Annotated in this window: 22 protein-coding genes; 8 read left to right on the top strand and 14 right to left on the bottom strand. The window is 64.9% G+C overall.

All coding sequences use genetic code 11. From position 1 onward, the window contains the following. Position 1 precedes the first annotated feature (1 nt). A complete protein-coding gene (sodB, locus tag ACK5JE_RS06060) occupies positions 2 to 580 on the top strand; it encodes a superoxide dismutase [Fe] (RefSeq protein WP_416800798.1) in 579 nt (192 codons plus the stop codon). 117 nt (positions 581 to 697) lie between these two features. Further along, entirely contained in the window at positions 698 to 1,948 is a 1,251-nt protein-coding gene (locus ACK5JE_RS06055) for an MFS transporter (protein ID WP_416800797.1), read from the top strand. A gap of 27 nt (positions 1,949 to 1,975) precedes the next feature. Here ACK5JE_RS06055 and ACK5JE_RS06050 read toward each other — a convergent pair whose 3' ends face one another. After that, complete coding sequence (locus tag ACK5JE_RS06050) at positions 1,976 to 2,374, bottom strand: DUF192 domain-containing protein (RefSeq protein WP_416800796.1); 399 nt, start codon at positions 2,372 to 2,374, stop codon at positions 1,976 to 1,978. 74 nt (positions 2,375 to 2,448) lie between these two features. Next, positions 2,449 to 2,688, bottom strand: coding sequence for a cold-shock protein (locus ACK5JE_RS06045; protein ID WP_416800795.1), 240 nt, complete (start codon positions 2,686 to 2,688; stop codon positions 2,449 to 2,451). A gap of 136 nt (positions 2,689 to 2,824) precedes the next feature. On the opposite strand from ACK5JE_RS06045, the gene clpS reads away from it, so the two are divergent. The 6 genes from clpS to putA all read left to right on the top strand — a co-directional run bounded on the left by clpS (position 2,825) and on the right by putA (position 13,126). After that, positions 2,825 to 3,148 (top strand): ATP-dependent Clp protease adapter ClpS, encoded by a 324-nt coding sequence (gene clpS, locus ACK5JE_RS06040; protein ID WP_416800794.1) that lies wholly within the window; start codon positions 2,825 to 2,827, stop codon positions 3,146 to 3,148. 193 nt (positions 3,149 to 3,341) lie between these two features. Next, entirely contained in the window at positions 3,342 to 5,630 is a 2,289-nt protein-coding gene (gene clpA, locus ACK5JE_RS06035; RefSeq protein WP_416800815.1) for an ATP-dependent Clp protease ATP-binding subunit ClpA, read from the top strand. Continuing rightward, the gene (locus tag ACK5JE_RS06030) at positions 5,630 to 6,868 is read left to right on the top strand and encodes a paraquat-inducible protein A (RefSeq protein WP_416800793.1); all 1,239 of its coding nucleotides are present in this window, start codon (positions 5,630 to 5,632) and stop codon (positions 6,866 to 6,868) included. The genes clpA and ACK5JE_RS06030 overlap by 1 nt, the downstream gene beginning before the upstream one ends. Then, a complete protein-coding gene (locus ACK5JE_RS06025) occupies positions 6,858 to 8,555 on the top strand; it encodes an intermembrane transport protein PqiB (protein ID WP_416800792.1) in 1,698 nt (565 codons plus the stop codon). Before ACK5JE_RS06030 ends, ACK5JE_RS06025 begins: the two co-directional genes overlap by 11 nt. A gap of 34 nt (positions 8,556 to 8,589) precedes the next feature. Beyond that, entirely contained in the window at positions 8,590 to 9,231 is a 642-nt protein-coding gene (locus ACK5JE_RS06020; protein ID WP_416800791.1) for a PqiC family protein, read from the top strand. A 109-nt stretch (positions 9,232 to 9,340) separates the two neighbouring features. Next, positions 9,341 to 13,126: a trifunctional transcriptional regulator/proline dehydrogenase/L-glutamate gamma-semialdehyde dehydrogenase gene (gene putA / locus ACK5JE_RS06015; protein ID WP_416800790.1), complete on the top strand. Its 3,786-nt coding sequence runs from the start codon at positions 9,341 to 9,343 to the stop codon at positions 13,124 to 13,126. 138 nt (positions 13,127 to 13,264) lie between these two features. Here the strand turns inward: putA and ACK5JE_RS06010 are convergent, their stop codons facing one another. The 12 genes from ACK5JE_RS06010 to ACK5JE_RS05955 all read right to left on the bottom strand — a co-directional run bounded on the left by ACK5JE_RS06010 (position 13,265) and on the right by ACK5JE_RS05955 (position 25,618). Then, positions 13,265 to 13,708, bottom strand: a complete 444-nt coding sequence (locus ACK5JE_RS06010) for a VOC family protein (protein WP_416800789.1) — start codon at positions 13,706 to 13,708, stop codon at positions 13,265 to 13,267. Between the two features lie 103 nt (positions 13,709 to 13,811). After that, entirely contained in the window at positions 13,812 to 14,093 is a 282-nt protein-coding gene (locus ACK5JE_RS06005; RefSeq protein WP_416800788.1) for a peptidylprolyl isomerase, read from the bottom strand. Positions 14,094 to 14,253: 160 nt separating this feature from the next. Beyond that, positions 14,254 to 14,967, bottom strand: coding sequence for an ABC transporter ATP-binding protein (locus ACK5JE_RS06000; RefSeq protein WP_416800787.1), 714 nt, complete (start codon positions 14,965 to 14,967; stop codon positions 14,254 to 14,256). Then, a complete protein-coding gene (locus ACK5JE_RS05995; protein WP_416800786.1) occupies positions 14,964 to 15,815 on the bottom strand; it encodes an ABC transporter ATP-binding protein in 852 nt (283 codons plus the stop codon). Before ACK5JE_RS05995 ends, ACK5JE_RS06000 begins: the two co-directional genes overlap by 4 nt. Then, positions 15,812 to 16,768: a branched-chain amino acid ABC transporter permease gene (locus ACK5JE_RS05990; RefSeq protein ID WP_416800785.1), complete on the bottom strand. Its 957-nt coding sequence runs from the start codon at positions 16,766 to 16,768 to the stop codon at positions 15,812 to 15,814. Before ACK5JE_RS05990 ends, ACK5JE_RS05995 begins: the two co-directional genes overlap by 4 nt. Before the next feature lie 14 nt (positions 16,769 to 16,782). Continuing rightward, positions 16,783 to 17,685 carry a branched-chain amino acid ABC transporter permease gene (locus ACK5JE_RS05985; RefSeq protein ID WP_416800784.1) on the bottom strand — a complete coding sequence of 301 codons (903 nt, stop codon included), beginning with the start codon at positions 17,683 to 17,685 and terminating at the stop codon, positions 16,783 to 16,785. A 111-nt stretch (positions 17,686 to 17,796) separates the two neighbouring features. After that, positions 17,797 to 18,939, bottom strand: coding sequence for a branched-chain amino acid ABC transporter substrate-binding protein (locus tag ACK5JE_RS05980; RefSeq protein WP_416800783.1), 1,143 nt, complete (start codon positions 18,937 to 18,939; stop codon positions 17,797 to 17,799). A gap of 625 nt (positions 18,940 to 19,564) precedes the next feature. Then, positions 19,565 to 20,029 carry a dUTP diphosphatase gene (dut, locus tag ACK5JE_RS05975; protein WP_416800782.1) on the bottom strand — a complete coding sequence of 155 codons (465 nt, stop codon included), beginning with the start codon at positions 20,027 to 20,029 and terminating at the stop codon, positions 19,565 to 19,567. Between the two features lie 65 nt (positions 20,030 to 20,094). After that, a complete protein-coding gene (gene coaBC, locus ACK5JE_RS05970) occupies positions 20,095 to 21,288 on the bottom strand; it encodes a bifunctional phosphopantothenoylcysteine decarboxylase/phosphopantothenate--cysteine ligase CoaBC (RefSeq protein WP_416800781.1) in 1,194 nt (397 codons plus the stop codon). Between the two features lie 11 nt (positions 21,289 to 21,299). Then, on the bottom strand, positions 21,300 to 21,833 hold the full coding sequence (lspA, locus tag ACK5JE_RS05965; protein ID WP_416800780.1) for a signal peptidase II: 534 nt from the start codon (positions 21,831 to 21,833) through the stop codon (positions 21,300 to 21,302). Further along, positions 21,826 to 24,663 carry an isoleucine--tRNA ligase gene (ileS, locus tag ACK5JE_RS05960; protein ID WP_416800779.1) on the bottom strand — a complete coding sequence of 946 codons (2,838 nt, stop codon included), beginning with the start codon at positions 24,661 to 24,663 and terminating at the stop codon, positions 21,826 to 21,828. Before ileS ends, lspA begins: the two co-directional genes overlap by 8 nt. After that, on the bottom strand, positions 24,653 to 25,618 hold the full coding sequence (locus ACK5JE_RS05955) for a bifunctional riboflavin kinase/FAD synthetase (protein ID WP_416800778.1): 966 nt from the start codon (positions 25,616 to 25,618) through the stop codon (positions 24,653 to 24,655). Before ACK5JE_RS05955 ends, ileS begins: the two co-directional genes overlap by 11 nt. Between the last annotated feature and the right edge of the window lie 34 nt (positions 25,619 to 25,652).

The raw sequence follows: 25,652 nt of genomic DNA, 5'->3' as shown, positions 1-25,652 counted from the left end.
CATGGCTTTTACCCTGCCGCCGCTGCCCTATGCGATGGACGCACTGGCTCCCCACATCTCTCAGGAAACACTGGAATATCACTACGGCAAGCACCATCAGGCCTATGTGACGAACCTGAACAAGGCGCTCGAAGGCACCGAGATGGCCTCCCTGAGTCTGGAAGACGTGATCCGCAAATCCAGCGGCGGCGTGTTCAACAACGCGGCCCAGGTCTGGAACCACACGTTCTACTGGAACAGCCTGTCTCCCAAGGGGGGCGGCGAACCCGCCGGCGCGTTGCGCCAGGCCATCGAGGCCAAATGGGGCAGCGTCGACGCCTTCAAGGCCGCCTTTACCCAATCCGCGGCGGGCAATTTCGGTTCCGGCTGGACCTGGCTGGTCAAGAAAAGCGACGGCAGCCTGGATATCGTCAACACCAGCAATGCCGGGACGGTCGTCAATACGGACGACAAGGCGCTGCTGACCTGTGATGTGTGGGAACATGCCTACTATATCGATTATCGCAATGCCCGTCCCAAGTACCTGGAAAATTTCTGGAATCTGGTGAACTGGGATTTTGCGGCGGCCAATCTGGCCTGATCCGGCCCGGGATGCGGCCCTGTGCCGCGCCCCGGACAACGGTTCGTGCGAGGTTCCGACTCGCGAGCGCGGCGGATGCAGTGATGCATTCGCCGTTTTTTCAAGGGCAAGGAAAACATGACGCAAGACAGTGCCGCAGCAGCCGTGATCGATTCTTCCGATCTGCTGCCCGAAAAGGTCCAGAGCGAAAACATCTGGCGGCTTTCCATTGCGCAGGCGCTGGCCGGGGCCAATGCGGTGGTGGTCTATGCCACCGGGGCCATCGTAGGCGATCAGCTGGCGCCTTCTCCTGTATTGGCGACGCTGCCGATTTCGATCTTCGTCGTGGGCATGGCGGCCTGCATTCTTCCCGCGGGCGCCATCGCCCGCCGGCATGGCCGACGCGCGGCCTTTCTGGCCGGCACGGGCGCCGGCGCGCTGACCGGTGTGCTGGCCATGGGCGCCGTCCTGCTGGGCTGGTTCTGGTTGTTCTGCCTGGCGACGTTTTTCGGTGGCGGCTATGCGGCTGTCGTGCTGTCGTTCCGGTTCGCGGCCGCCGACGGGGTCGCGCCCGGCCGTCGCGCCCGCGCGCTGTCGCTGGTCATGGCCGGCGGCGTGGCTGCTGGCATCGTGGGGCCGCAACTGGTCACGTACACGATGGATCTGTGGTCCCCCCATCGGTTCGCGGCGACCTATCTCTTCCAGGCGATCGTGGCGGTGCTGTGCGCGTTCATCCTGCTGAGGGTGAAGCTGCCTCTGCCCACTGCGCGGGATATCGAGGGCGGCAGGCCTCTGGGGCAGATTGCGCGCCAGCCGCGTTTCATCGCCGCAGCGACCTGCGGCGCAGTGTCCTATCTGCTGATGAATTTCCTGATGACGGCCGCGCCGCTGGCGATGCATCTGTCGGGACATTCCCAGGTATCGGCCAACTGGGGGCTGCAATGGCATGTGATCGCCATGTACGGCCCCAGTTTCTTCACCGGTAGCCTGATCACGCGCTGGGGCGCCGGGCGCGTGGTGACGGCGGGCCTGCTGCTGATCGGCCTGTCGGCCGCGATCGGGCTGGGCGGGGTCGATGTGTCGCATTTCTGGGCGACGCTGATCCTGCTGGGCCTGGGGTGGAATTTCGGGTTTCTGGGGGCGTCCGCGCTAGTGCTCGAATGCCATCGACCCGAAGAAAAGACGCGGGTGCAGTCGCTCAACGACTTCATCGTGTTCGGCCTGATGGCGATCGGCTCATTCTCGTCCGGCGGGCTGCTTTCCGCCTATGGCTGGGACATGGTCTTGTGGGTGTCCTTTGCGCCGCTGGTCCTGGCTTTTGTCGCGCTGGCCCTGATGGCCGGACGCAAGCAGCCCGATCTCGCGAAGCAGGAGAACGCGGCATCTTGAGCGCCCGGCCGGAAGGCCGTCTCGGCCTCAGCGGGTCACCCGGTCACCCGGCCGCACGCCGGCGCGCAGAAACCAGCCCTGGTTCATTTCCAGGGCGCGGGTGATGGGGGCCGTTGGACAGTGGGGGGTCAGATTTTGCGGCGCCATGTCCTGGATGTCGACGATGCGCCCGTCGCTGTCGATGAAGGCGATGGACAGCGGGATGAGGGTGTTCTTCATCCAGAAACAATGAATGTCCGGTTCGCCCAGTTCGAACAGCATGCCGGAGTCGGTCGCCAGCGCAGTTCGGTGCATCAGTCCTTCGCGCAGGGCTTCGGGCGTGGCGGCGTGCTCGGCCTGGACGGGGTGGCCGCCGACCTCCAGCGTCACGGTCGGCAGCGGCGGCTGCGCGGCGGCCGGAGATCCGCACAGCAGTCCCGACAGCAAAGAAATGGCAAAAAAACGGGGCCCGCCCGGGGCCCCGCATCGCGTTAAAATGGTGTTGAACATCAAGGCTTGGTTCAAGCGGCGGTGATGTTCAGGGCTTGTTTGCCTTTCGGACCCTGCGCGATATCGAAAACGACCTTTTGCCCTTCTTTCAGGGTCTTGAAGCCGTTCATCTGGATGGATGAAAAATGTGCAAAAAGGTCTTCGCCCCCGTTGTCGGGGGTAATGAAGCCAAAGCCTTTGGCGTCATTGAACCACTTGACCGTGCCCGTCAGTTTTGGTGACTCTCCGGAGTTTTCGATGGATTCCGACATGCAAACTGCCTCTCGACTATAGTGTGGGGTTTGAATGGACCCCGGCCATCCGGGATGGGCGGCCTGAGGGACACGACGATCATGCTGAATTCCGTGTCATTCAGTCAACTATGGAAACCACTAGGTTTTGATGCACATGACGAGCGATATTCAAAATCAGCAGCAATTGGTGCGCGAAGCGGTGCCGGTGCGTCTGGCGCCGCCGCCGATGTATCAGGTCGTGCTGCTGAACGATGATTACACGCCGATGGATTTCGTGGTGCTCGTGCTGCAGCGGGTCTTTCACAAGGGTGGCGAAGAGGCCGAGCGCATCATGTTGCAGGTCCATCACGAGGGGCGCGGCGTCTGTGGCGTCTATACGCGCGATGTGGCGGCCACCCGGGTCGATGCCGTGCTGCATCTGGCGCATGCCGATCAGCATCCCCTGCAATGCCTGATGGAACCCGTGCCGTTTTCCTGAGGCGCGGGCTCCCTGATTCGTGCGAATGGCCCGGTCATCCCGCGCTCGAGCGGCGCTTGGGGACGCCTCCGGGTTCCGGCGCCTCAAACGGCAAGCCGTTTTAGTCATAGAATAGGCATAACGGATTGCTTGATCCGCTCCGATAAGCAATGGAGGAAGCGTGATTTCCGAAGAGCTCGAAGTCAGCCTGCACATGGCGTTTGTCGAGGCCCGCGCCGCTCGACATGAATTCATCACCGTGGAGCATCTGCTGCTGTCCTTGCTGGACAATGCGTCGGCCGTTGAAGTCCTGCGCGCCTGCGCAGCGGACATCGAGCTGCTGCGCCAGGACCTGCGCAAATTCATCGTCGAGAATACGCCGGTCTTTCCGGGCGAGGGCGATGTGGACACCCAGCCGACCCTGGGATTCCAGCGTGTGATCCAGCGCGCCATCATGCATGTCTCATCCAACGGCTCCAGCAAGAACGCCGTGACCGGCGCCAACGTGCTGGTCGCCATGTATGGCGAAAAGGACTCGCATGCGGTGTATTTCCTCGTGCAGCAGGGCGTATCCCGGCTGGACGTGGTCAATTATCTGTCTCACGGCATCGCCAAGGCCTCCGAGGAACAACCCCCGGCGACGGACCATCCGCGCCTGGAGCCTCCCGCCGCCGATCTCAAGTCCGATCAGCAGAAATCCCCCCTCGAAACCTACGCCACCGATCTCAACGCCGAAGCCCTCAAGGGCCGCATCGATCCGCTGATCGGCCGCGAGGATGAGGTCGAGCGCGTCATTCAGGTGTTGTGCCGCCGGCGCAAGAACAATCCCTTGCTGGTGGGCGAGGCCGGGGTTGGCAAGACGGCCATCGCCGAGGGCCTGGCCTGGCGCATCACGCAGGGCGACGTGCCCGAGATCCTGCACGAGACCCAGGTCTACGCGCTGGACATGGGAGCGCTGCTGGCGGGCACCAAATACCGGGGCGATTTCGAGCAGCGCCTGAAGCTGGTGCTCAAGGCCCTCAAGGACAACCGCCATGCGGTGCTGTTCATTGACGAAATCCATACGCTGATCGGCGCCGGCTCGGCATCGGGCGGCACCCTGGATGCCTCCAACCTGCTCAAGCCGGCGTTGTCCTCCGGCTATCTGAAGTGCATCGGGGCGACCACCTACACCGAATATCGCGGGGTTTTCGAAAAGGATCACGCGCTGGCGCGGCGTTTCCAGAAAATCGATATCGCCGAGCCCACCGTGGCACAGACCGTGCAGATCCTGCGCGGCCTGAAGGCGCGTTTCGAGGCTCATCATCAGGTGCGCTACTCGGGAGCGGCGATCACGGCGGCGGCCGAACTGTCGGCGCGCCATATCAGCGACCGTTTTCTGCCCGACAAAGCCATCGATGTGATCGACGAGGCCGGCGCCGCCCAGCGGCTGCTGCCCAAATCGCGCCAGAAAAAACTGATCGGCCGCGCCGAGATTCAAACCACGGTTGCGCGGATCGCCCGGATTCCGCCGCAGAACGTGTCCACGGATGACCGCAACAAGCTCGCGACGCTGGAACGCGACCTGACGGCCGTGGTATTCGGCCAGGACCAGGCCATTTCCGCGCTGGCCGCCTCGATCAAGATGGCGCGCTCCGGTCTGGGGCGGCCTGACAAGCCGATTGGCTGCTTCCTGTTTTCCGGCCCGACGGGCGTGGGCAAGACCGAGGTCGCGCGCCAGCTGGCCTTCGTGCTGGGCATCGAATTGCTGCGCTTCGACATGTCCGAATACATGGAACGCCATACCGTGTCGCGGCTGATCGGCGCGCCTCCGGGCTATGTCGGCTTCGACCAGGGTGGTCTGCTGACCGAGGCGGTGACCAAGCAGCCGCATTGCGTGCTGCTGCTCGACGAAATCGAAAAAGCCCACCCGGACGTCTATAACATCCTGCTGCAGGTCATGGACCATGGCACGCTGACCGACAACAACGGGCGCAAGGCCGATTTCCGCAACGTGATCCTGGTGATGACCACCAACGCAGGCGCCGACACGCTGAATCGCAACACCATCGGCTTTGCCGCGCCACAGCGTTCGGGCGACGAGATGGCCGAAATCAAGCGCCAGTTCACGCCCGAATTCCGCAACCGGCTCGATGCCATCATTGGTTTTGCCGCTTTGCCACGCGAGGTCATCCTGCAGGTCGTGGACAAGTTCCTCATGCAGCTCGAGGACCAGCTCCACGACAAGCGCGTCGAGGTGCTGTTCACCCAGGCGTTGCGCGACCATCTGGCGCAGGCCGGTTTCGACCCGACCATGGGGGCGCGGCCCATGCAGCGACTGATCCAGGACACCATCCGCCGGGCGCTGGCCGACGAACTGCTGTTCGGTCGCCTGGTGCATGGAGGACGGGTCGAGGTCGATCTGGATGCCGGGGGGCAGGTCGTGCTGAATTTCCCCGCGGATGACGATCACGTGGGGACCGCTGCGCTATCTTCCCGACCGGAACCTGAGCTCGTCGATTGATGCAGCGGCCCCTGATTGCCTGCCCGCATTGCGATACGCTGCATGTCCGGCTGGATCCAGGGGGACGAGGCCGGGCCGAATGCCGTTGCTGCGGCATGGTGCTGTACAAGGCGGGCGGGCTGTCCCTGGAACAGTCCCTGGCGCTGGGCTGGGCCTGCCTGATCGTATTTGCCATCGCCCAGTGGTTTCCTCTGGCACGGCTGTCTCTTCAGGGACTGGATCTGAGCCTGACCTACTGGCAGGCGTTGTACCTGTGCTGGGAGCGCGACTATTACGGGATCTCGGTGATGACCGGGCTGGTCGGCTTCTGGATTCCGCTGTTGCAGATCGCCTTGACGCTCTGGGCGATGCAGACCATCGTATCGCGGCGCCCGGCAGCCGATCTGGCCCGCGTGCTGCGTCTGCTGGAGCGGCTGGCGCCCTGGTCCATGGCGACCGTGCTGATCCTGGCGCTGCTCGTCTCCGTCGTCAAGGTGGCCGGCCTGCTGCGCCTGCAGATCGAGCCCGGTATGGTGGGCTTTTTCGTTCTGTGCTTTTTATTGACCGGATTGGGAAGCTGGAACGCGCGCGCCTTGTGGCGCCACGCGGAAGACGCGGGCATCGTGCCGGTTTCCGGCGCGCACGGGCAGGGCAGGGTCTGCGATGACTGTGGCTGCATCCAGACGCCTCAGGCATCCGGACGCTGCTTGCGCTGCGGGGCCGCGATGAGGCATGCCCGTCATGGAGATGCGGCCCAGGTCTGGGCCTTGCTGATCGCCGCCGCCGTGTTCTATGTGCCGGCCAATGTCCTGCCGGTCATGGAGATCCGGACGGTGATGGGCGAGAGCGGCCACACCATTCTGGGCGGCGTGATCGAGCTCTGGCAATACGGCTCCTGGGATCTGGCCATCATTGTTTTCGTCGCCAGCGTCATGGTGCCGGTGACCAAGCTGCTGGCGCTGGCTTTTCTGCTGCTGCGCAACCAGCCCATGGGGGTGCGGGTCCAGCGGCAGCGTACCCGGCTGTATGCCGCCGTCGAGTTTGTCGGACAATGGTCCATGCTGGATGTCTTCGTGGTCGTCCTGATGGCGGCCATGGCCAATTTTCCGGGGCTGTCGCAGATCGACGTCGGGCCGGCCGCCCTGAATTTCGGCGCGGTGGTCGTGCTCACCATGGCGGCGGCCATGCGTTATGATCCGCGTCGAGGCTGGGACGCGCTGAGGGAGGCTCGGTTGGTAAAGGAACCTCATGGATACTGAAGACACGCCCATCCAGACATCACACGCCGCGGCCGACGGCTCGCGGTCCGCGCGGGATGTTGCCGCGCCGGCCATGCGCCCTGGCCGCTCCCTGCGCTGGTCCTGGGTCTGGCTGGTTCCTCTGCTGGCTCTGGTGGTGGGGCTGTCCCTGCTGGCTTCGGTCTGGGTGCGCACCGGGCCGATGATCACCATCAGCTTTCTGTCGGCGGCCGGCGTCGAGGCCGGCCAGACCAAGCTGCGCTACCGCGATGTGGTGGTGGGCAATGTGTCCGGCGTGCGCGTCGCGGAGGATCGCCAGCACGTGCTGGTGGACGTCCAGCTCAACCGCGAGGGCGCGGAATACATCACGCAAAGGGACTCCAAGTTCTGGATCGTCCGCCCCCGTTTCTCCCTTGCCGGAATCTCGGGGCTGGATACGCTGCTGTCGGGTGTCTATATCAATGTGGATGCCCCCTCGGCGCAGCCCAAGGGCGATCCTGTCTATGCCTTCGATGGCCTGGGCAATCCCCCCGAGATATTCAGCGGTCAGGTCGGTTCCCGGTTCGTGCTCAGGGCCGATTCCCTGGGGTCCCTGCAAGTGGGCTCCCGCATCCATTACCGCCGCATCGAGGTCGGTCGTATCGTCAGCTACGACATGGCGTCCGATGGCCGCTCGGTCCAGATCCATGTCTTTGTCCAGGCTCCCTATGACCGATACGTGACGCGGGATACGCGTTTCTGGAACGACAGCGGGGTCAATCTGAAGGTGGCGCCAGACGGCATTCAGGTGCGTACGGGCGGCCTGGCGTCCATCCTCAATGGCGGCATTGCCTTCACGCAGGCCGACGAGTCCAGTTCCTATGACGGCGAGGTGGACGATACGCCGGCCGCCGCCGGCAGCGAGTACTCGCTGTTCAAGTCGCGCGAAGAGGCGCTGGCCGATCCGGATGGCACGCCCGTCCCGGTCGAGCTGCGCTTTGACCAGTCGATCCGGGGCCTGAGCATCGGGGCCGACGTCGATTTCCGCGGCATTTCGATCGGCAAGGTGGTCGACATCGACCTCAATTTCGATAACGAGACCCGGCGCTTCTATTCCCGGGTGCGGACCCTGCTCTATCCGATGCGGTTCAACAATGCCTATCACGAGTGGGTCAACGCATCGGGCGGCATCGAGGGAGATGCCTTGCTCAAGCCGCTCATCGAGCGCGGCTTGCGGGCCCAGCTGCGCACGGCCAGCCTGCTGACCGGCCAGCAATATGTGGCGCTGGACTTTTTCACGGACGAAGCCAACAAGACGCCGAGGATCCCGGGCGATCCTGCCACGCGCAAGGGGCTGCTGGTGCCCACCGTGCAGGGGGATTTCGACCGGCTGCAGGGACAATTGGGCAATATCGTCACCAAGCTCGACAAGCTGCCGCTCGAGGAGATCGGCCAGAACCTGCGCAACAGTCTGGAGTCCCTGAACAGCCTGTTGCGCCGTCTGGACACCAAGGTGACGCCTCAGGCGACGAAGGCGCTGTCCTCCGCCAGCACCGCACTGGACCGCCTGGGAGAGGTGCTGGCGCCCGATTCGACCATGCTGGGCGGTGTGCTGGATACCCTGAACCAACTGAATCGCACGGCGCACGCGCTGCGCCTGCTGTCGGATACCTTGCAGGCCCATCCCGATCTCCTGATCAAGGGGCGTGACGCTGATGCGCTGCGTTGACCACAGGCCGGGGGCTTTTCACGAGGACTTGATCATGAGACGGACGATACCGACCTGGATATGCCGGTTGGGATTGGCGGCCCTGCTGGCGGGGTGCGCCGTGGCGCCCGCGCGCTATTACAGCCTGGCGGCGCCCGCCACGGACCAGCCGGCCCATGACGAGGCCGGAACGACCAAGGGGCGCGTACTGCGCCTCTCGGTGGCGAGGATTCCGCCCGAAGTCGAGCGTCCGCAATTGATCGTGCGGGATCCTGCGCGGGAACCGGCGGTTCAGGTGCTGAACGATTCTCTCTGGGCCGCGCCACTGACCGACCAGATTCGCGATGTGCTGGCCGGGGCCGTCAGCCGCCGGTTGGGGGCGACCGATGCCCAGCGTCTTTCGGAGGTGAAGTCCGCGGCAGCCCGGCGCATCGATGTCCGGGTGGATCGTTTCGACATGATCTGGGGCCGGTTCGTGGCACTGGACGCCAGCTGGTCGGATCAGGCGCCCGGTGCAGGCAAACCCCGCCTTTGCCAGGCTTCGGTGCGCCTGCCTGCCGCCGATGGGGTGGCCGGCCTGGTGCGGGCCCAGCGCCAGGCGCTGGATCGGCTGGCCGAATTGATCGCGGCCGTTGCATCGGGACATCCCACGGATTTACAAGGCAAATCAGTCGTGTCAGAATTCGGTTGTACCTGAGCGCTTTGGGGTTAACCATAATGGTCTATCCAGGTGCAACCTTTTAGTATGGCGCCTGATCCAGGCTGGGTTTTCCCAGTCGATGCTACCAACGTGGAATACCTCGAACATGGCAACTGTAACCTTGGGTGTAAAGGTCGATGAGGCGCTGCGCGAGCGCCTGCGGGTTCTGGCGGAATCATTGGGTTGCACGCCGCATTGGCTGCACAAGCAGGCCCTGCTGAACTATATAGAGGCCATCGAGCGTGGCCAGGTGCCCGCCGAGATCGACCGTCGCGCGGATGCCGAAACCGCCGTGCTCCAGGCCGAATCCGAGCCGTTGGCGCCGTTCCATGAATTTGCCCAGGAGGTTCTGCCACAGTCCGTGCTGCGCGCTGCCATCACGGCGGCGTATCGCCGCCCGGAACCGGAATGCGTGGCCATGCTGGTCGACCAGGCCGAATCGCGGCAGCCCGATCAGGTCGATGCGCTGGCCCGCCGCCTGGTCCAGACTCTGCGCGACAAGCGCAAGGGCGGTGGGGTGGAAGGCCTGATCCAGGAGTTTTCCCTCTCCAGCCAGGAAGGGGTCGCCCTGATGTGTCTGGCCGAGGCGCTGCTGCGCATTCCCGATCAGGCCACGCGCGATGCGCTGATTCGCGACAAGATCAGCCACGGCGACTGGCGCGCGCATGTGGGCGAATCCCGCTCGCTGTTCGTCAATGCAGCGACCTGGGGGCTGCTGGTGACCGGCCGGCTGGTCAGCGTCAACAGCGAACAGAATCTGTCCCAGGCGCTGACCCGCCTCATCGCCAAGGGCGGCGAGCCGCTGATCCGACGCGGCGTCAACATGGCCATGCGTCTGATGGGCGAGCAGTTCGTCACCGGCCAGACGATTTCCTCTGCGCTGGCCAACAGCCGCAAATTCGAGGATGTCGGCTTCCGCTATTCCTACGACATGCTGGGCGAGGCGGCCACCACGGCCCAGGACGCCGAGCGCTACTTCAGATCCTACGAGCAGGCCATCCATGCCATCGGCAAGGCCTCCCAGGGCCGCGGCATCTACGAAGGCCCCGGCATTTCCATCAAGCTGTCCGCCCTGCATCCGCGCTATGCCCGCGCTCAGCGCGATCGCGTCATGGATGAGTTGCTGCCGCGCATGGTCGAACTGGCCGCACTGGCGCGTCGCTATGACATCGGTCTGAACATCGACGCGGAAGAGGCCGACAGGCTGGAGCTGTCCCTGGACCTGCTGGAAGCCTTGTGCTTCGACGAACGCCTGCAGGGCTGGAACGGGATCGGTTTCGTCATCCAGGCCTACCAGAAACGCGCGCCGTTCGTGATCGATTTCGTGATCGACCTGGCGCGTCGCAGCAAGCATCGCCTGATGGTCCGCCTGGTCAAGGGCGCCTACTGGGATTCCGAGATCAAGCGCGCCCAGGTCGATGGCCTGGAGGGCTATCCAGTCTATACGCGCAAGATTCATACCGATGTGTCCTATCTGGCCTGCGCGCGCAAACTGCTGTCGGCGCCCGAGGCGATCTTTCCCCAGTTCGCCACGCACAACGCCCAGACGCTGGCCTCCATCTACTACATGGCGGGAGAGAACTACTATCCCGGGCAGTACGAATTCCAGTGCCTGCACGGCATGGGTGAGCCGCTGTACGAAGACGTCGTCGGCCCGGTCAGCAAAGGCCGTCTGAACCGGCCCTGCCGCATCTATGCGCCGGTGGGGACGCACGAGACCTTGCTGGCCTATCTGGTGCGCCGGCTGCTGGAAAACGGCGCGAACACGTCCTTCGTCAATCAGATCGGCGATCACGACCTGCCCATCGAGGCGCTGGTGGCCGATCCCGTGCGCAAGGCGCGCGCCGTGCAGCCACTGGGCGCGCCGCACGATCGCATTCCCTTGCCGCGCGACCTGTATCGCGCCTGCGAGGATCGCGCCAACTCGGCAGGGCTGGATCTCAGCAATGAACATCGTCTGGGTTCGCTGGCGGCGGCGCTGCTGAGCAGCGCGCCCCAGTCGTGGCGCGCCGCCCCGGCCGGCGAGTGGGATGAGGCGCGGGCCCGGGCCGTGCTCAATCCGGCGGACCACCGCGACGTGGTCGGTCAGGTGATCGAGGCGGACGAGGCCGATGTCCAGGCTGCCCTCAAACGGGCTGAATATGCCGCGCCGATCTGGCAGGCGACGCCGCCCGCCGAGCGGGCGCAGTGCCTGCGCCATGCCGCGCAGCTCCTCGAAGACGAAATGCAGATGGCCATCGGCCTGATCGTGCGCGAGGCGGGCAAGTCCTTTCCCAACGCCATCGCCGAGGTGCGCGAAGCCGTCGATTTCCTGCGGTACTATGCAGTCCGCATCGAGGCGTCATTCTCCAACGACAGCCACCGTCCCCTGGGCCCGGTCTTGTGCATCAGCCCCTGGAACTTCCCGTTGGCCATCTTCACAGGCCAGGTTTCGGCGGCATTGGCGGCCGGCAATGTGGTGCTGGCCAAGCCGGCCGAGCAGACGGCCCTGATCGCGGCCTATGGCGTGTCGGTGCTGCACCGCGCCGGGATTCCGGCCGATGCCGTGCAGCTGCTGCCGGGTCGCGGCGAGACCGTCGGCGCGGCCCTGGTCGCCAGTCCGGCCGTGCGCGGCGTCATGTTCACCGGCTCGACCGAGGTCGCGCGGCTGATCTCGGCCACGCTGGCGGACCGCCTGGACGGCGCGGGTCATCCCATTCCATTGATTGCCGAGACGGGCGGGCAGAACGCCCTGATCGTGGATTCCTCGGCTCTGACCGAGCAGGTCGTCTATGACGTGCTCAGTTCGGCCTTCGATTCTGCGGGCCAGCGCTGTTCCGCCTTGCGGATCCTGTGCGTTCAGGAGGACTGCGCCGACCGCACCCTGGCGATGCTGCGTGGCGCACTGAACGAATTGCGCGTGGGGCGCCCCGAACTGCTGTGCACCGACATCGGCCCGGTGATCGATGCCGAGGCCCGCTCGGTGATCGAGCGTCACGTCCAGGCCATGCGGACGGCCGGTCATGCCGTCGACCGCAATCCGCTCGATGAGACCCAGACACGTCACGGCACTTTCGTGGCGCCGACCCTGATCGAGATTTCCGATATCGCCGAACTCGAACGCGAGGTGTTCGGCCCGGTGCTGCACGTGCTGCGCTACCGTCGCAAGGATCTCGACGCGGTGATCGATGCCATCAATGCCCGGGGCTATGGCCTGACTTTCGGCGTCCACACCCGGCTGGACGAGACCGTGCGCCATGTCACGGACCGGATCCATGCGGGCAATATCTATGTCAACCGCAATATCGTCGGCGCAACCGTCGGAGTGCAGCCTTTTGGCGGCGAGGGCCTGTCGGGCACCGGACCGAAGGCCGGCGGTCCCCTGTATCTGCATCGCCTGCTGGTCGATACGCCCAGCGCGCTGCCGATCGACAATGTCGGCGGCGAGGGCGCCAAGCCATTGACGTTGCCCGGCCCCACCGGGGAGACCAATCAATACCACCTGAAGCCGCGCGGCACGGTGCTGTGCCATGCCGCCAGCGCGGCCGGAGCGCAGGCGCAGATGGCGGCCTGCGGCCAGACGGGCAACGACATGGTGTGGGTGGATCACCCGGAAGTGCGCGCCTTCCATGCGGCCCGGCCCAAGGGCGCCGCCGTGCGCTGGATCGCGCCGGAAGCGATCGCCACGGCGGATTTCCAGGCCGTGCTCTACGAAGGCGACAGCGACGGACTGCAGGCTCTGTCGCACGCGGTGGCGGACCGTTCCGGCCCGATCATCCCGATCCTGGCTCGCCGCGCCGACGAGCTTTCGGCCGGTGAGCGGTATCCCCTGGAAATGCTGGTCCGCGAGGTGTCGGTGTGCATCAATACCGCCGCCGCCGGCGGCAACGCCACCCTGATGATGGTGGGATGATTCCGGACAGAGGACAGTCCCCTGCGGACTGTCCTCAGCCGGAATCATCGGAGTGGCCTGCAGGCCACGAGGTGGGGCATGGCGGCCAGCGGCCGCAACAGAGGACAGTCCCCTGCGGACTGAATCGGCCTGGGTTTTCTAGTCAGTCCCGGTTTCCTGGTCATCGTCTGGGAGCATGGCGGGATTCCAGACCACCTCCCATACATGCCCGTTCGGGTCACGAAAATACCCCGCATAACCGCCGTAGAAAGTGTCTTGAGCGGGTTTGATGATTTCGGCGCCGGCTTCGGCAGCCGTTCTCATCACTTCGTCGACTTCTTCTTTCGTCGATACGTTCTGGCCGACTGTGAGCGCAGTCGAACTGATGGGCGTCTTCGCCAAACCCGTGTCGTGCGCGATGTCGTCCTGCGCCCAGATGGCGAGCTTCATGTCTCCCGACAGCTGGAAAAACGCAACGGCGCCGTGCGCGAACTCACGGCCAACGATCCCTTCCGTCGGCAAACCGAGACCATCCCGGTAAAAAACGAGGGACGCCTCCAGGTCGGCGACGGCGAGTGTCAGAACTGAAATTCGGGCCTTCATGTCTGTCTCCTGGGCGTGTTCGGGAGATGAGGCGCGCAGGGCGATGCGAAAGGCCGCAGGCCGCGACGAAGGACGGTCCCCTGTGGACCGTCCTCAGCCGCAATCAATCCTGCCGCTGGGTGACTTCCACCAGGTGGTAGCCGAACTGGGTGCGAACGGGCCCCTGGACGACGCCCACTGGCGCGCTGAAGACGACCTCGTCGAACTCACGCACCATCTGGCCGCGGCCGAATGTCCCCAGGTTGCCGCCGTCGCGGCTGGACGGGCAGCTGGAATGTTCCCGCGCGACCTGGGCGAAGTCGGCGCCGTTTTCGATGTCGGTCTTCAGTTTCAGGCACTGTTCTTCACTGTCGACCAGGATGTGGCGGGCGGAGGCTTGGGTCATGGGATTTTCCTATCGTGTTGAAAATGAAAAAGCCCCATAAGGTTAACCCGAACAGGACGGTCTTTCAGAAGACGCGTCCCTTCCGGGGCGGTGGGGCTTGCAGGGACGGCGGCCCGCAGGCCGCCAGAGAGCGGGCATTGCACCCTATGGAGGGCGGGGCTCAATGCCCCAGGTAGGCGGCCTGGATTTCAGGCGAGGACAGCAGTTCGCGCGAAGAACCCTCGTGCGACAGCTTGCCGACTTCCAGCACATAGCCGCGGTCGGCCAGTTTCAGTGCCATGCGGGCGTTCTGCTCCACGATCAGGACGGTGACGCCCGTGTCGCGCACGTCGGCCAGCACCTGGAAGATATTGCGCACGATGATCGGCGCCAGCCCCAGGCTGGGTTCATCCAGCAGCAGCAGGCGCGGCTTGGTCACCAGCGCGCGGCCGATGGCCAGCATCTGCTGCTCGCCGCCCGACAGCGTGCCGGCCAGCTGGGCGCGGCGCTCGTACAGGCGCGGAAAGATCTTGTAGACGTGTTCGCAGCTTTCGTCGATTTCTGCCGTGGGGCGCGTAAAGCCGCCCATGCGCAGGTTTTCCGCCACCGACAGCGTGCCGAACACGCGGCGGCCTTCGGGCGACTGGCCGATGCCCAGCCGCACGATGCGGTCGGCGCCCATGTGGGTGGTCTCGTGTCCGGCAAAGGTGATCTTGCCCGATTTGGGGGCAATCAGGCCGCTGAGGGTGCGCATCAGCGTGGTCTTGCCGGCGCCGTTGGCGCCCAGGATGGCCACGACCTCCTTTTCCCGGACGCTCAGGGAAATGCCCTTGAGGGCCTGGATGTGGCCATAGCTGACGCACAGGTCTTCAATCTGGAGCAGAGGGGCAGTCATTCGGTCACCTGGTCTTGTACGGCGTTCAACAGCGCATCGTCCTCATCGTCATCCTGGCCCAGATAGGCCTCGATGACGAGCGGATTGCTGCGGATCTCGGCGGGTTTGCCTTCGGCGATCCTCTTGCCGAAGTTGATCACGACGATGTTGTCGGTGACGTTCATCACCACGCTCATGTCGTGTTCCACCAGGATCACGGTAATGCCGGCGTCGCGGATGGCGCGGATGGTTTCGTTCAGGCCGGCCGATTCCTGTTCGTTCAGGCCGGCGGCCGGTTCGTCCAGGATGATGAGTTCGGGTTTGGCCACCAGCGTGCGGGCCATCTCGACGCGGCGCTGGGCGCCATAGGGCAGGGACGTGGCAATTTCGTGGGCCACGTCCGCCAGATCGAGCTGTTGCAGCACCGTCATGGCGCGCTCGATGAGCTCACGCTCTTCGCGGCGCTGGGCGGGCGTGTTCAGCAGACCCTGCCACCAGGACTGGCGCATTTGCAGGTGCTGGCCGGCGATCACGTTCTCCAGCACCGTCATGTCCTGGAACAGGCGGATGGTCTGGAACGTCCGGCGGATGCCGGCCTCGGCCACGTGATGCGGCGCCAGACCGGTGATGTCCCGGCCATGCCAGCGGATGTGACCGTCGGTGGGGCGGTAGACGCCGGTGATCATGTTGAACACCGTGGTCTTGCCGGCGCCGTTGGGGCCGATCAGGCCGACGATCTCGCCGCGGCGGATCTTGAAGCTGAGATCGTCGACCGCGCGCAGGCCGCCGAAACTGATGCCGATGCCGTCGAGCTCCAGCAGGGTCTCGGCCGTGGCGGCGCTGGAGGGACTGGACGTGGATGTGTTCATATAACCCCCTTTCGAGCCGGCCAGATGCCTTGCGGACGCAGGATCATGACGAGAATCATCGCCACGCCAAAGGCCAGATAACGGTATTGGGCAAATTCGGTGAAGATCTGAGGCACCACGAACATCATGGCGGTGCCCAGCAGCACGCCGGGCACCGAGGCCTGGCCGCCGACCAGCACGATGGCGAAGAGCACCACTGAATCGGTGAAGCGGAACGAGCCCGGGCTGACGGCCGACAGCTGCATAGCGAACAGCGTGCCCGCGAGCCCCGCGATCCCGGCCCCCAGCGCGAAGGCGGCGACCTTGTAGTTGCGGGCGTTAACCCCCAGGGTCGTGGCCGCCAGTTCGTCGTGCTTGATGTAGCGGAAAGTGCGCCCCAGCGAGGAGCGGTCCAGGTTGCCCATCACCCACAGGACTGCGGCCAGCACGACCCAGTTCAGGTAGAACAGGTCGCTTTGCGAACCGAACATGTGGCCGAAGAACGTCGGACCGCTGACGCCGAACAGGCCGTCGGCGCCGCCCGTCAGGCCGAACAGGTTGTTCTGCATCGCCAGCACGAAGATCGCGTTGAAGCCGATGGTGACCACCAGCAGATAGTCGCCGCGCAGTTTGACGATGGGGGCCGCCAGGATGGCGCCCAGGGCGGCGGCCAGCAGGATGGCCACGGGAATGGTCCAGAGGACGGGCCAGCCGAAGGTCAGCGACAGGATCGCGCTGGTGTAGGCGCCGATGCCGAAAAAGACCGCGTGGCCCATGTCGTACATTCCGGCGCGGCCCAGCACGATGTCCTGGGACAGGGCGACGATCGAATAGATGGCGAAGATGCCGCCGATGGTGATCCAGGCCGGTGACAGCACTTGCGGGATCAGCAGGCCCAGAATCCACAGGGCGGGGCCGGCCAGACGCAGTGCGCGGGCCGAACCGCTGGAAGCGGCCGGAGAGGATTGGTTCATGCGATTGTCCATGATTACACCTTTTCCGCGACACGTTCGCCCAGCAGGCCCGTGGGGCGGACCAGCAGGATGGCGATCAGCAGGGCGAAGGTGATGGCGTCCTGCCAGGAACTGGAGACGTAGCCGGCGGCGAAGGCGTTGAACAGGCCCAGTAGCAGACCGCCCAGCATGGCGCCGGGGATGTTGCCGATACCGCCGATGATGGCAGCAATGAAGGCGCTCAGGCCGTAGGACCAGCCCATCGTGAAATAGGTCTGGCGGTAATACAGGCCGATGAACAGACCGCCCACCGCGCCCAGTACCGGGCCGATGATGAACACCATGGCGATCACGCGGTTGACGTTGATCCCCATCAGGCGCGCGGCGTCCTGGTCAATGGCGGTGGCGCGGATGGCAGTGCCCACGCGCGTGTGGTGCACGAAGAAATACAACGCCGCCATGAGCACGAATGCGCCGACGATGATCAGCAGCTGGACGAAGCTGAGATAGGCGCCGCCGATCTGCCAGGTGATGTTGGGCAGCAGATTGTTGGGAAAGACCTGGACGTTCGGGCTCCAGATCAGCATGATGCCGTTCTCGATCAGCATCGAGGCGCCCAGGGCCGACACCACGGCCGACAGGCGCGGGGCCTTGCGCAGGGGCTTATAGGCAAACTGATCGAGCAGCGTGCCGACCACGGCCACCGCCAGCATGGCGATCAGGAAGGCCAGGATCAGAAGAACCGGTGTGGAAAGACCGCCGAAGGCGCCGGAGGTCAGGGTGGTGAGCCCGATGAAGGCGCCCAGAATGCACAGGTCGCCATGGGCAAAGTTGATCAGCTTGAGCACACCATAGACCATGGTGTAGCCCAGCGCGATCAGCGCATATATGCCGCCGACCGTCACCCCATTGATGAATTGCTGGAGGATAAAGTCCATCGAACGGTTTCCAGAGAGAGCCGCATCGCGGCAAGCGCGTCGCCCAAAGCCTGACGCATGGATGAAAGCGGCGCCCGAACCGCGGGGTTCGGGCGCTGCTGGATGGCGGGCTTAGTTCGTCGGGTAGACGGTCTTGTAGCTGCCGTCGGCCTGGATTTCGAAGGCCGACATCGGACTGCCGATCCGTTCGCCCTTTTCATCCCAGGTAAAGGGGCCGGTCAGGCCGGGGAAGGGCTGCTTCATGTCGTGCAGCCAGGGGATGAGCTTGGCGGTGTCCGCGCTCTTGGTGGCTTCGATCGCGGCAAAGACCGCGCGCAGGCCATCGGCATTGGTGAACGTGTAGATGCTGGGAGGCGCCGAGCCGAAGGCCTGGGTATAGTCGGCCAGGAACTTCTTGGCTTCCGGATAGGGCAGGTTTTCCGGGGCGGGGACGTTGATGATCATGGCGCCCGCAGCCGCGTTGCCGGCGATCTTGGCGAAAGCCGCGTTCTGATTGGCGTCGCCGCCGATGAACACGGTTTCCATGCCGAGTTGTTTCATCTGGGCGCGGATCAGGCCGCCGTCGGTGTAATAGCCCGAGAAGAACAGGACGTCCGGGTTCTTGGACTTGAGCTTGGTCAGCACCGCGCTGTAGTCCTGGGTGCCGGCATTGATGAAGTCGTCGGCCACGAGGTTGCCCTTTTGGTCCTGGACGGCTTTCTTGACGCTGTCGGCCAGGCCGGTGGCGTAGCTGGAGTGGTCGCTCAGCACCGCGATGCGCTGATACTTCTTGACGTTGACCATGTAGTTGGCGGCGAAGGTCGCCTCGTCGCTGTTGGGCGGCGCGTTGCGGAAGAAGGTTTTCCAGCCGCGCTGCGTCAGTTCGTCGCTGGTGCCGTCCGAGGTCTGGATGACGTTGGCGGCGGAATAGATCGGGGCGGCGGCCAGGGCGGCGCCGCTGGTGTATGTACCGATCACCGCGATCACGCCGTCATTGACCAGCTTGCGGCCGCAGATCGCGGCTTGCGAGGCCTTGCCTTCGTCGTCGCATACGATCACCTCGATCTGACGGCCCAGCAGGCCGCCCGCCGCGTTCTGCTGCTTGACCAGCAGCTGCACGCCGTTTTCGATGCCCTGGCCCTCGGCCGCGTATTCGCCTGTGATGGGGGCCTGTACACCGATCTTGATCGGGCCGTCGGCGGCCATCGCCGTTCCGGCGCCGGTCGCCAGCAGGATCGCGGCGGTGAGGGTGGAAAGTTTGGTCAGCCTGCTCATGTGTGGATTCTCCTTTGTGACGGATCCAGTCGCGTGATGGGTCGAGTAGCGCGTATGCGAAGCAATCGGCCTCTTTCCGGGGAATATCCCTTGTCTCGATGGAAAGAGAACCTGGGCCTCTCGGGTCATGCTGTTGGCAAGACCGGTCGAGGAATTCGGTTAACCCTGTCGAACAGGTAGAACCTTGATGGGAACGAAAAGGAACAACCTGAAAGACCGGTGAAGTATAACCATGCGAAATCTGCGAGTGCAACCAGGGATATCGCCTAGATGAATAACCGCTTAATCCCCGGCCTGTCTGGCTATTTTCAACGGAATTTATAATATATTAATAATATTTTTGCAAAAACCAGGATAAACCCTGAGATTATTTATGTCATAAACGACATTAAATATATTCAATAATATATTGATTAATATGATTTAAAACTTAATGATTGACGAATTGATGCATCGACGCCATCTCCGCAAGACCGTATTGATGTTCTGGGTCGGTTTGGAAGAGGGAACGGCGGAACGCGAGGATTCCTCAGGCGGTTTATCGGTATAAACCCTGATTCTTGAAAACCGCATGGAAAGCGGCCTGCGGAGAGGGAGATTCCGCCGCCCCTCTCTCTGGCCGGAATCAGTGCCGGCCCGTGCTGCCGAAACCGCCTTCGCCGCGTTCGGTCACCGTGTCGAATGCCTCGACCATGTGCAGCCCGACCTGCACGACCGGCTGGAACAACAACTGGGCGATACGTTCGCCAGGCAGGATGTCGTAGGGTGTATCGCTGTCGTTGGTCAGCAGGACCTTGATTTCCCCGTGATAGTCGGCGTCGATGACGCCGATCCCCTGGGCGACGCGGATGCCGTGCTTGAGCGACAGGCCCGAGCGCGAGGCCACGATGGCCACCAGGCCGGGATCCATCATGTTCAATGCCAGGCCCGTGGGCACAGGCAGCCGCGCGCCCGGTGCCAGCGTCTGCGGGGCGTCCAGGCAGGCGCGCAGGTCGAGCGCGGCGGAGCCGCCTGTGGCGTAGTCGGGCAAGGGGATGGCGTCCGTGCCGAGCAAGGGATTGACGATGCGGGCCTGGATGAGTCGTTGCATGAGAAGTCCGGGTCGGAAAAGAGAAAGGAAAAGCGGGAAAGGAACAGTGCCCGGCCGTGCGAAGATCAGTCGGGCATCTGGCTGGCGATCCAGGCGATCAGCTCGCGGGCGGCCCGCAGCTTGGGCTGGCGTGCCAGGGGGTGGGCGCCTGCATGATCGAAAATGACCAGCTCAGTATCCTCGGCATCCATGGCGTGCTGAGCCAGGTTGCCCACGATGGCGGGGATGCCCTTGCGTTCGCGCTTGGCCTGGGCGTGTTCGGTCAGGTGATCTGTTTCGGCGGCAAAGCCCACGCACCAGGGACCGTGGGGAATGGCGGCGACCTCGGCCAGGATGTCGGGATTCTGAATGAATTCTAGGTGCGGCGGCTGGCCGTCGGCCTGCTTTTTGAGCTTGATGGCCGAGGGGTTGGCGATGCCCCAGTCGGCCACGGCGGCCACGGCGATGAACAGGTCGGCCTGGCGGGCCCGCATCATCACCGCCGCATGCATGTCGGCGGCGCTGCGCACGCTGATGCGTTCGACCCCGTCCGGGCAGGGCAGCGCGGTGGGGCCCGAGACCAGGGTGACCTCGGCGCCGGCCTCTGCGGCCGCCCGGGCCAGGGCATAGCCCATGCGTCCGGACGAGCGGTTCGTCAGGACGCGAACGGGATCGATGGTCTCGCTGGTGGGGCCCGCCGTCAGCAGGACACGTCGGCCGGTGAGCCGTCTGGGTTGAAAAAAGGCGATCAGGGCGCGCAGGATCTGGTCGGGCTCCATCATGCGGCCCGAACCGGTCTCGCCGCAGGCTTGCGGACCCGCCTCCGGGCCGATCAGCGTCACGCCGTCATCGCGCAATTGCGCCGCATTGCGTTGCGTGGCCGGATGTGTCCACATTTCGTGGTTCATGGCCGGCGCGGCCAGCAGCGGCACGGCGCCGCGCGCCACGCACAGGGTCGTCAGCAGGTCATCGGCCAGGCCGTGGGCGGCCCGGGCCAGGAAATCCGTGCTGGCCGGCGCGACCAGGACGGCGTCGGCTCCGCGCGTCAGGTTGATGTGCGCCATGCGGTTGTCCATGCGCGCGTCCCAGGCGTCCGTCCAGACGGGGCGGCCTGACAGGGCCTGCATCGTGGCCGGGGTGATGAAGCGGGTGGCCGCCTCGGTCATGACCACGTCCACGGTGGCACCCTCGTCCTGCATGCGGCGCAGCAGTTCAGCGGACTTGTAGCAGGCGATGCCGCCCGTCAGCCCCAGGATGATGCGTTTGCCCGGCAGGTCCATGAGAACCTCCTTCAGGAAGAGCGCGCGCGGCGGGCGCGCAGGATTTCGTCCAGGATCAGCAGTGCGGCCCCGCAGGTGATGGCCACGTCGGCCAGATTGAAGGCCGGAAAATACCAGTCGTTCCAGTAGAACAGCAGGAAATCCACGACATGCCCATGCAGCAGCCGATCGATGGCATTGCCCAGTGCGCCGCCCAGGATGCAGGCCAGCGCCGCGCAGAACAGGCGTTCGGTCGTGTGGGTGTACAGCCAGCGCAGGATCAGAACGGCGGCCACGGCGGCGATGCCGGTGAACAGCCAGCGCTGGCCGCCGCCGGAATCGGCCAGAAAGCTGAAGGCCGCGCCGGGGTTGTACAGCAGCGTCAGGTCAAAGAAAGAGGGCAGCACGGGAATGCGCTGCGCGTAGGCCAGCGCGCCTGAAACCCAGGTCTTGACGGCCTGATCCAGCAGCACCAGCGCCAGGGCCAGGAGCAGCCAGCCGGCCAGCGGCCGCAAGCGCGCCGGGCGGTGCGCCCCGGTGCCGGTGTCGAGGCTGGAGTCAGGCATGGCCGCGGGCTTCGCCATCGCCGTGCAGGTTGTCTACGCAGCGGCCGCACAGCTCGGGGTGTGCCGGGTCACGGCCGACGTCGGCGCGGTGGTGCCAGCAGCGGCCGCATTTCTCGTGCGTCGTGGCCTGCACGGTGATCCGCAAGGCCCCGTCGCCCGGATGCGTGTCGGCCCGCGAGACCAGCATCACGAATCGCAGGTCGTCGCCCAGGTTGCGCAGCAGGTCCAGGTCCTCGCCCGAGGCGTGATAGTCGATTTCCGCCGCCAGCGACGAGCCGATTTCACCGCGTGTGCGCACGGTCTCGATTTCGCGCATGGTCTCGGCGCGGATCTCGCGCAGCCGTGTCCAGCGGGTCTCCAGGGCAGCGGCATCGGCCGGTGCCGGAATGGCGTGAAACAGCTCGGTGAAGATCGTGGGCGTGTCGGCGCCGCGCAGGTCGGCCCAGGCCTCTTCGGCTGTGAACGACAGGATCGGGGCCAGCAGCTTGAGCAGCGCCTGCGTGACATGATGCAGGCCGGTCTGCGCCGAGCGGCGCGCCGCGCTGTCGGGCGCGGTCGTGTAGAGGCGGTCCTTGAGGATGTCCAGATAGAAGGCGCCCAGGTCCTCGGAGCAGAAGATCTGCAGGCGCGCGACGGCAGTGTGGAATTCGTAGCGCTCGTAGGCGGCGAGAATCTCGGCCTGCATGGCGGCGGTCATCTGCAGCGCATAGCGGTCGAGGTCGAACAGCGCGTCGGCGGGCATCAGCTGGGTGGCGGGATCGAAATCGGCCAGATTGCCCAGCAGGAATTTCAGCGTGTTGCGGATGCGCCGGTAGGATTCGACTACCCGATCCAGGATCTGCTTGGAGATCGACAGTTCGCCCGAGTAGTCGGTCGAGGCGGCCCACAGGCGCAGGATCTCGGCGCCCAGGGTATTGGCGATCTCCTGGGGATAGACGACGTTGCCGACGGACTTGCTCATTTTCTTGCCCTTGCCGTCGACCACGAAGCCGTGCGTGAGCAGGGCCTTGTAGGGCGGGCGGCCATAGAGCATGCAGCCGGTCAGCAGGGACGAGTGGAACCAGCCGCGATGCTGGTCCGAGCCTTCGAGGTACAGGTCCGCAGGCCAGGCCAGCCGGTCGGCGTGCGAGCCTTTCAGGCTGTGATCGCGTCCGCCCAGCACGGTGGCGTGGGTGCTGCCGGAGTCGAACCAGACATCCAGCGTGTCGCGGTTCTTTTCGTAGTGCTCGGCCTCATCGCCGAGCAACTCGCGTGGATCGAGCGTCTGCCATGCCTCGATGCCGTCACGCTCGACGCGCAGGGCGACTTGTTCCAGCAGCTCGACCGTGCGGGGATGCAGGGCGCCGGTTTCCTTGTGGACGAAAAACGCCATGGGCACGCCCCATTGACGCTGGCGCGACAGGGTCCAGTCGGGGCGGTTGGCGATCATGGCATGCAGGCGCGCGCGGCCCCAGGCCGGATAGAAGGCGGTATCGTCCACGCCTTTCAGCGCCATCTCGCGCAGGGTCGGGCCGGTGGTCGGCTGGACGTCCATGCCGGCGAACCACTGGCTGGTCGCGCGATAGATGATGGGGGTCTTGTGACGCCAGCAATGCATGTAGCTGTGCGCGTGGGATTCAGTGTGCAGCAGGCTGCCCGCCTCGCGCAGGGCTTCGACGATGAGCGGGTTGGCTTTCCAGATCATCTCGCCGCCGAACAGCGGCAGGCTGTCGGCGAAATGGCCATTGCCCATGACGGGGTTGAGCATCTGCGCGTCGGTCATGCCGTGCGCCTTGCAGGAGATGAAGTCCTCGACGCCGTAGGCGGGGGCCGAGTGGACGACGCCTGTGCCCGAATCCAGGGTGACGTAGTCGCCCAGGTAGACCGGCGAGAGGCGGCGGTAGCCCGGATCGACCTCGTAGAGGGGGTGGCGGAACGCCAGGCCCTCCAGGGCGGCGCCGGGCGCGCGGGCGATGATCTCGCCCCGCAGTCCCCAGCGTGTCAGGCAGGATGCGGCCAGCTCGGCGGCCACCAGCAGCAGCGGACCGGTGGCGCGGGGTTCGGCCAGGCGCACCAGAGCGTATTCGTGTTCTGGATGCAGGTTCAGGGCCTGGTTGGAGGGCAGGGTCCAGGGCGTGGTTGTCCAGATGACGATGGCGCCGGGCTCGACTTCGCCCGGCAGTCCGAAGGCGCGCGCCACGGCCGCCCGGTCGTCGAAGGCGAAGGTGACGTCCACGGAGGGATCCTTGCGGTCGGCGTATTCGACTTCGGCCTCGGCCAGAGCCGAACCGCAGTCGAAGCACCAGTTCACCGGCTTGAGGCCACGGAAGACAAAGCCCTTGTCCAGGATGCTGGCCAGCACACGCAGTTCGTCGGCCTCGTTGCCCGGGTTCATGGTCAGATAGGGCGCGTCCCAGTCGGCGAGCACGCCCAGGCGCCTGAAGTCCTGGCGCTGACGGTCGATCTGCTCGGCCGCGTAGGCGCGGGCGCGCGACTGGACCTCGGCCACGGGCAGGTGTTTGCCGTATTTTTTCTCGATCTGGATCTCGATCGGCATGCCGTGGCAGTCCCATCCGGGCACATACTGGGCATCGAAGCCGGCCATGTCGCGGCTCTTGACGATGATGTCCTTGAGGATCTTGTTGACCGCGTGGCCGATATGGATGTCGCCGTTGGCGTACGGCGGGCCGTCGTGCAGGATGAACTTGGGCCGTCCCTGCGCGGCGGCGCGAATGGCCGCATAGACCTTTTTTTCTTCCCAGGCCGCGATCCAGCCCGGCTCGCGCTTGGCGAGGTTGCCCCGCATGGGGAAGGGGGATTCGGGCAGGTTCAGGGTGTTTCTATAATCCATGGGAGGCAAAATAATCGCAAGCGCCTTGCGCATCCTGGCGGATGGCGGCGGTCAGGGTGGTCAGGTCGGGAAAGGTTTCCTCGTCGCGCAGGAACGCGAGGAATTCGACGCACACAAGTTTACCGTAGGCGTCGACCTGCCGATCGAGGATGTGCGTCTCCAGCAACAGCGTGCCGTCGCGGGTCACGGTGGGGCGCACGCCCAGGCTGGCCACGCCCGGCAGGGGCTGTTCGCTCAGGCCGTGGACGAGCACCACGTAGATGCCCGAGCGTGCCGCACAGGGCTCGGGCACACGCAGATTCAGCGTCGGAAAACCAAGGTCATGGCCCAGTTTGCGGCCGTGGATGACATGCCCGCCGATGCGGTAGGGGGCGCCCAGCAGCTCGCTGCTGCGCTCCAGGTTACCCACCGCCAGGGCCGTGCGCAGTGCGGAACTGGAAATCCGCTGGCCCTGGTCGTCACCCACATCGGCCAGGGTCTGGACCTCGAAGCCGTGTTCACGTCCCATCCGGCGCAGCAGGTCGATGTCGCCGCTGCGCTTGTGGCCGTAGCGGAAATCCTCGCCCACCAGCAGCCAGCGGGTGTTCAGGCCCCGGACCAGCAGGCGCAGGATGAAGTCCTCGGCGCTCATGTCGGCCAGATGCTGATCGAACCGTTCGACCACGATCTGCCGCATGCCCTGCGCGGCCAGGCGCGAGACGCGGTCGCGCAGGCTATTGATCTGCGTGGGGATCAATTCGGGCCGCTGACCCCGACGGGCAAAGAACGCCCGCGGATGAGGGGTGAAGGTCATCACGGTGGGCACGAGCCCGCGCGTGTCGGCCTGTTGGCGGACTTGGGCGAGGATGGCCTGATGGCCCCGGTGCACGCCATCGAAATTGCCGATGGTCACGGCGCTGGGGGCCGTCGAATCGTGCCGGGGCAGGCGGTGGTAGAGGTGGAGATCGGTATTCACAGGCGAGAGTTTACAATTTTGCGTTTATGCTCAG

The sequence above is a fragment of the Castellaniella sp. genome, assembly GCF_047971665.1.
In the GTDB taxonomy this organism is placed as follows: Bacteria; Pseudomonadota; Gammaproteobacteria; order Burkholderiales; family Burkholderiaceae_B; genus Castellaniella.
This window is presented reverse-complemented; position numbering and strand designations above follow the sequence as displayed.

What these genes read in the sequence shown, in the direction of transcription:
- sodB (WP_416800798.1), top strand. Translation starts at nt 2, where the DNA reads ATGGCTTTTACCCTGCCGCCGCTGCCCTATGCGATGGACGCACTGGCT.
- ACK5JE_RS06055 (WP_416800797.1), top strand. Translation starts at nt 698, where the DNA reads ATGACGCAAGACAGTGCCGCAGCAGCCGTGATCGATTCTTCCGATCTG.
- ACK5JE_RS06045 (WP_416800795.1), bottom strand. Translation starts at nt 2,688, where the DNA reads ATGTCGGAATCCATCGAAAACTCCGGAGAGTCACCAAAACTGACGGGC.
- clpS (WP_416800794.1), top strand. Translation starts at nt 2,825, where the DNA reads ATGACGAGCGATATTCAAAATCAGCAGCAATTGGTGCGCGAAGCGGTG.
- clpA (WP_416800815.1), top strand. Translation starts at nt 3,342, where the DNA reads ATGGCGTTTGTCGAGGCCCGCGCCGCTCGACATGAATTCATCACCGTG.
- ACK5JE_RS06030 (WP_416800793.1), top strand. Translation starts at nt 5,630, where the DNA reads ATGCAGCGGCCCCTGATTGCCTGCCCGCATTGCGATACGCTGCATGTC.
- ACK5JE_RS06025 (WP_416800792.1), top strand. Translation starts at nt 6,858, where the DNA reads ATGGATACTGAAGACACGCCCATCCAGACATCACACGCCGCGGCCGAC.
- ACK5JE_RS06020 (WP_416800791.1), top strand. Translation starts at nt 8,590, where the DNA reads ATGAGACGGACGATACCGACCTGGATATGCCGGTTGGGATTGGCGGCC.
- putA (WP_416800790.1), top strand. Translation starts at nt 9,341, where the DNA reads ATGGCAACTGTAACCTTGGGTGTAAAGGTCGATGAGGCGCTGCGCGAG.
- ACK5JE_RS06010 (WP_416800789.1), bottom strand. Translation starts at nt 13,708, where the DNA reads ATGAAGGCCCGAATTTCAGTTCTGACACTCGCCGTCGCCGACCTGGAG.
- ACK5JE_RS06005 (WP_416800788.1), bottom strand. Translation starts at nt 14,093, where the DNA reads ATGACCCAAGCCTCCGCCCGCCACATCCTGGTCGACAGTGAAGAACAG.
- ACK5JE_RS06000 (WP_416800787.1), bottom strand. Translation starts at nt 14,967, where the DNA reads ATGACTGCCCCTCTGCTCCAGATTGAAGACCTGTGCGTCAGCTATGGC.
- ACK5JE_RS05995 (WP_416800786.1), bottom strand. Translation starts at nt 15,815, where the DNA reads ATGAACACATCCACGTCCAGTCCCTCCAGCGCCGCCACGGCCGAGACC.
- ACK5JE_RS05990 (WP_416800785.1), bottom strand. Translation starts at nt 16,768, where the DNA reads ATGAACCAATCCTCTCCGGCCGCTTCCAGCGGTTCGGCCCGCGCACTG.
- ACK5JE_RS05985 (WP_416800784.1), bottom strand. Translation starts at nt 17,685, where the DNA reads ATGGACTTTATCCTCCAGCAATTCATCAATGGGGTGACGGTCGGCGGC.
- ACK5JE_RS05980 (WP_416800783.1), bottom strand. Translation starts at nt 18,939, where the DNA reads ATGAGCAGGCTGACCAAACTTTCCACCCTCACCGCCGCGATCCTGCTG.
- dut (WP_416800782.1), bottom strand. Translation starts at nt 20,029, where the DNA reads ATGCAACGACTCATCCAGGCCCGCATCGTCAATCCCTTGCTCGGCACG.
- coaBC (WP_416800781.1), bottom strand. Translation starts at nt 21,288, where the DNA reads ATGGACCTGCCGGGCAAACGCATCATCCTGGGGCTGACGGGCGGCATC.
- lspA (WP_416800780.1), bottom strand. Translation starts at nt 21,833, where the DNA reads ATGCCTGACTCCAGCCTCGACACCGGCACCGGGGCGCACCGCCCGGCG.
- ileS (WP_416800779.1), bottom strand. Translation starts at nt 24,663, where the DNA reads ATGGATTATAGAAACACCCTGAACCTGCCCGAATCCCCCTTCCCCATG.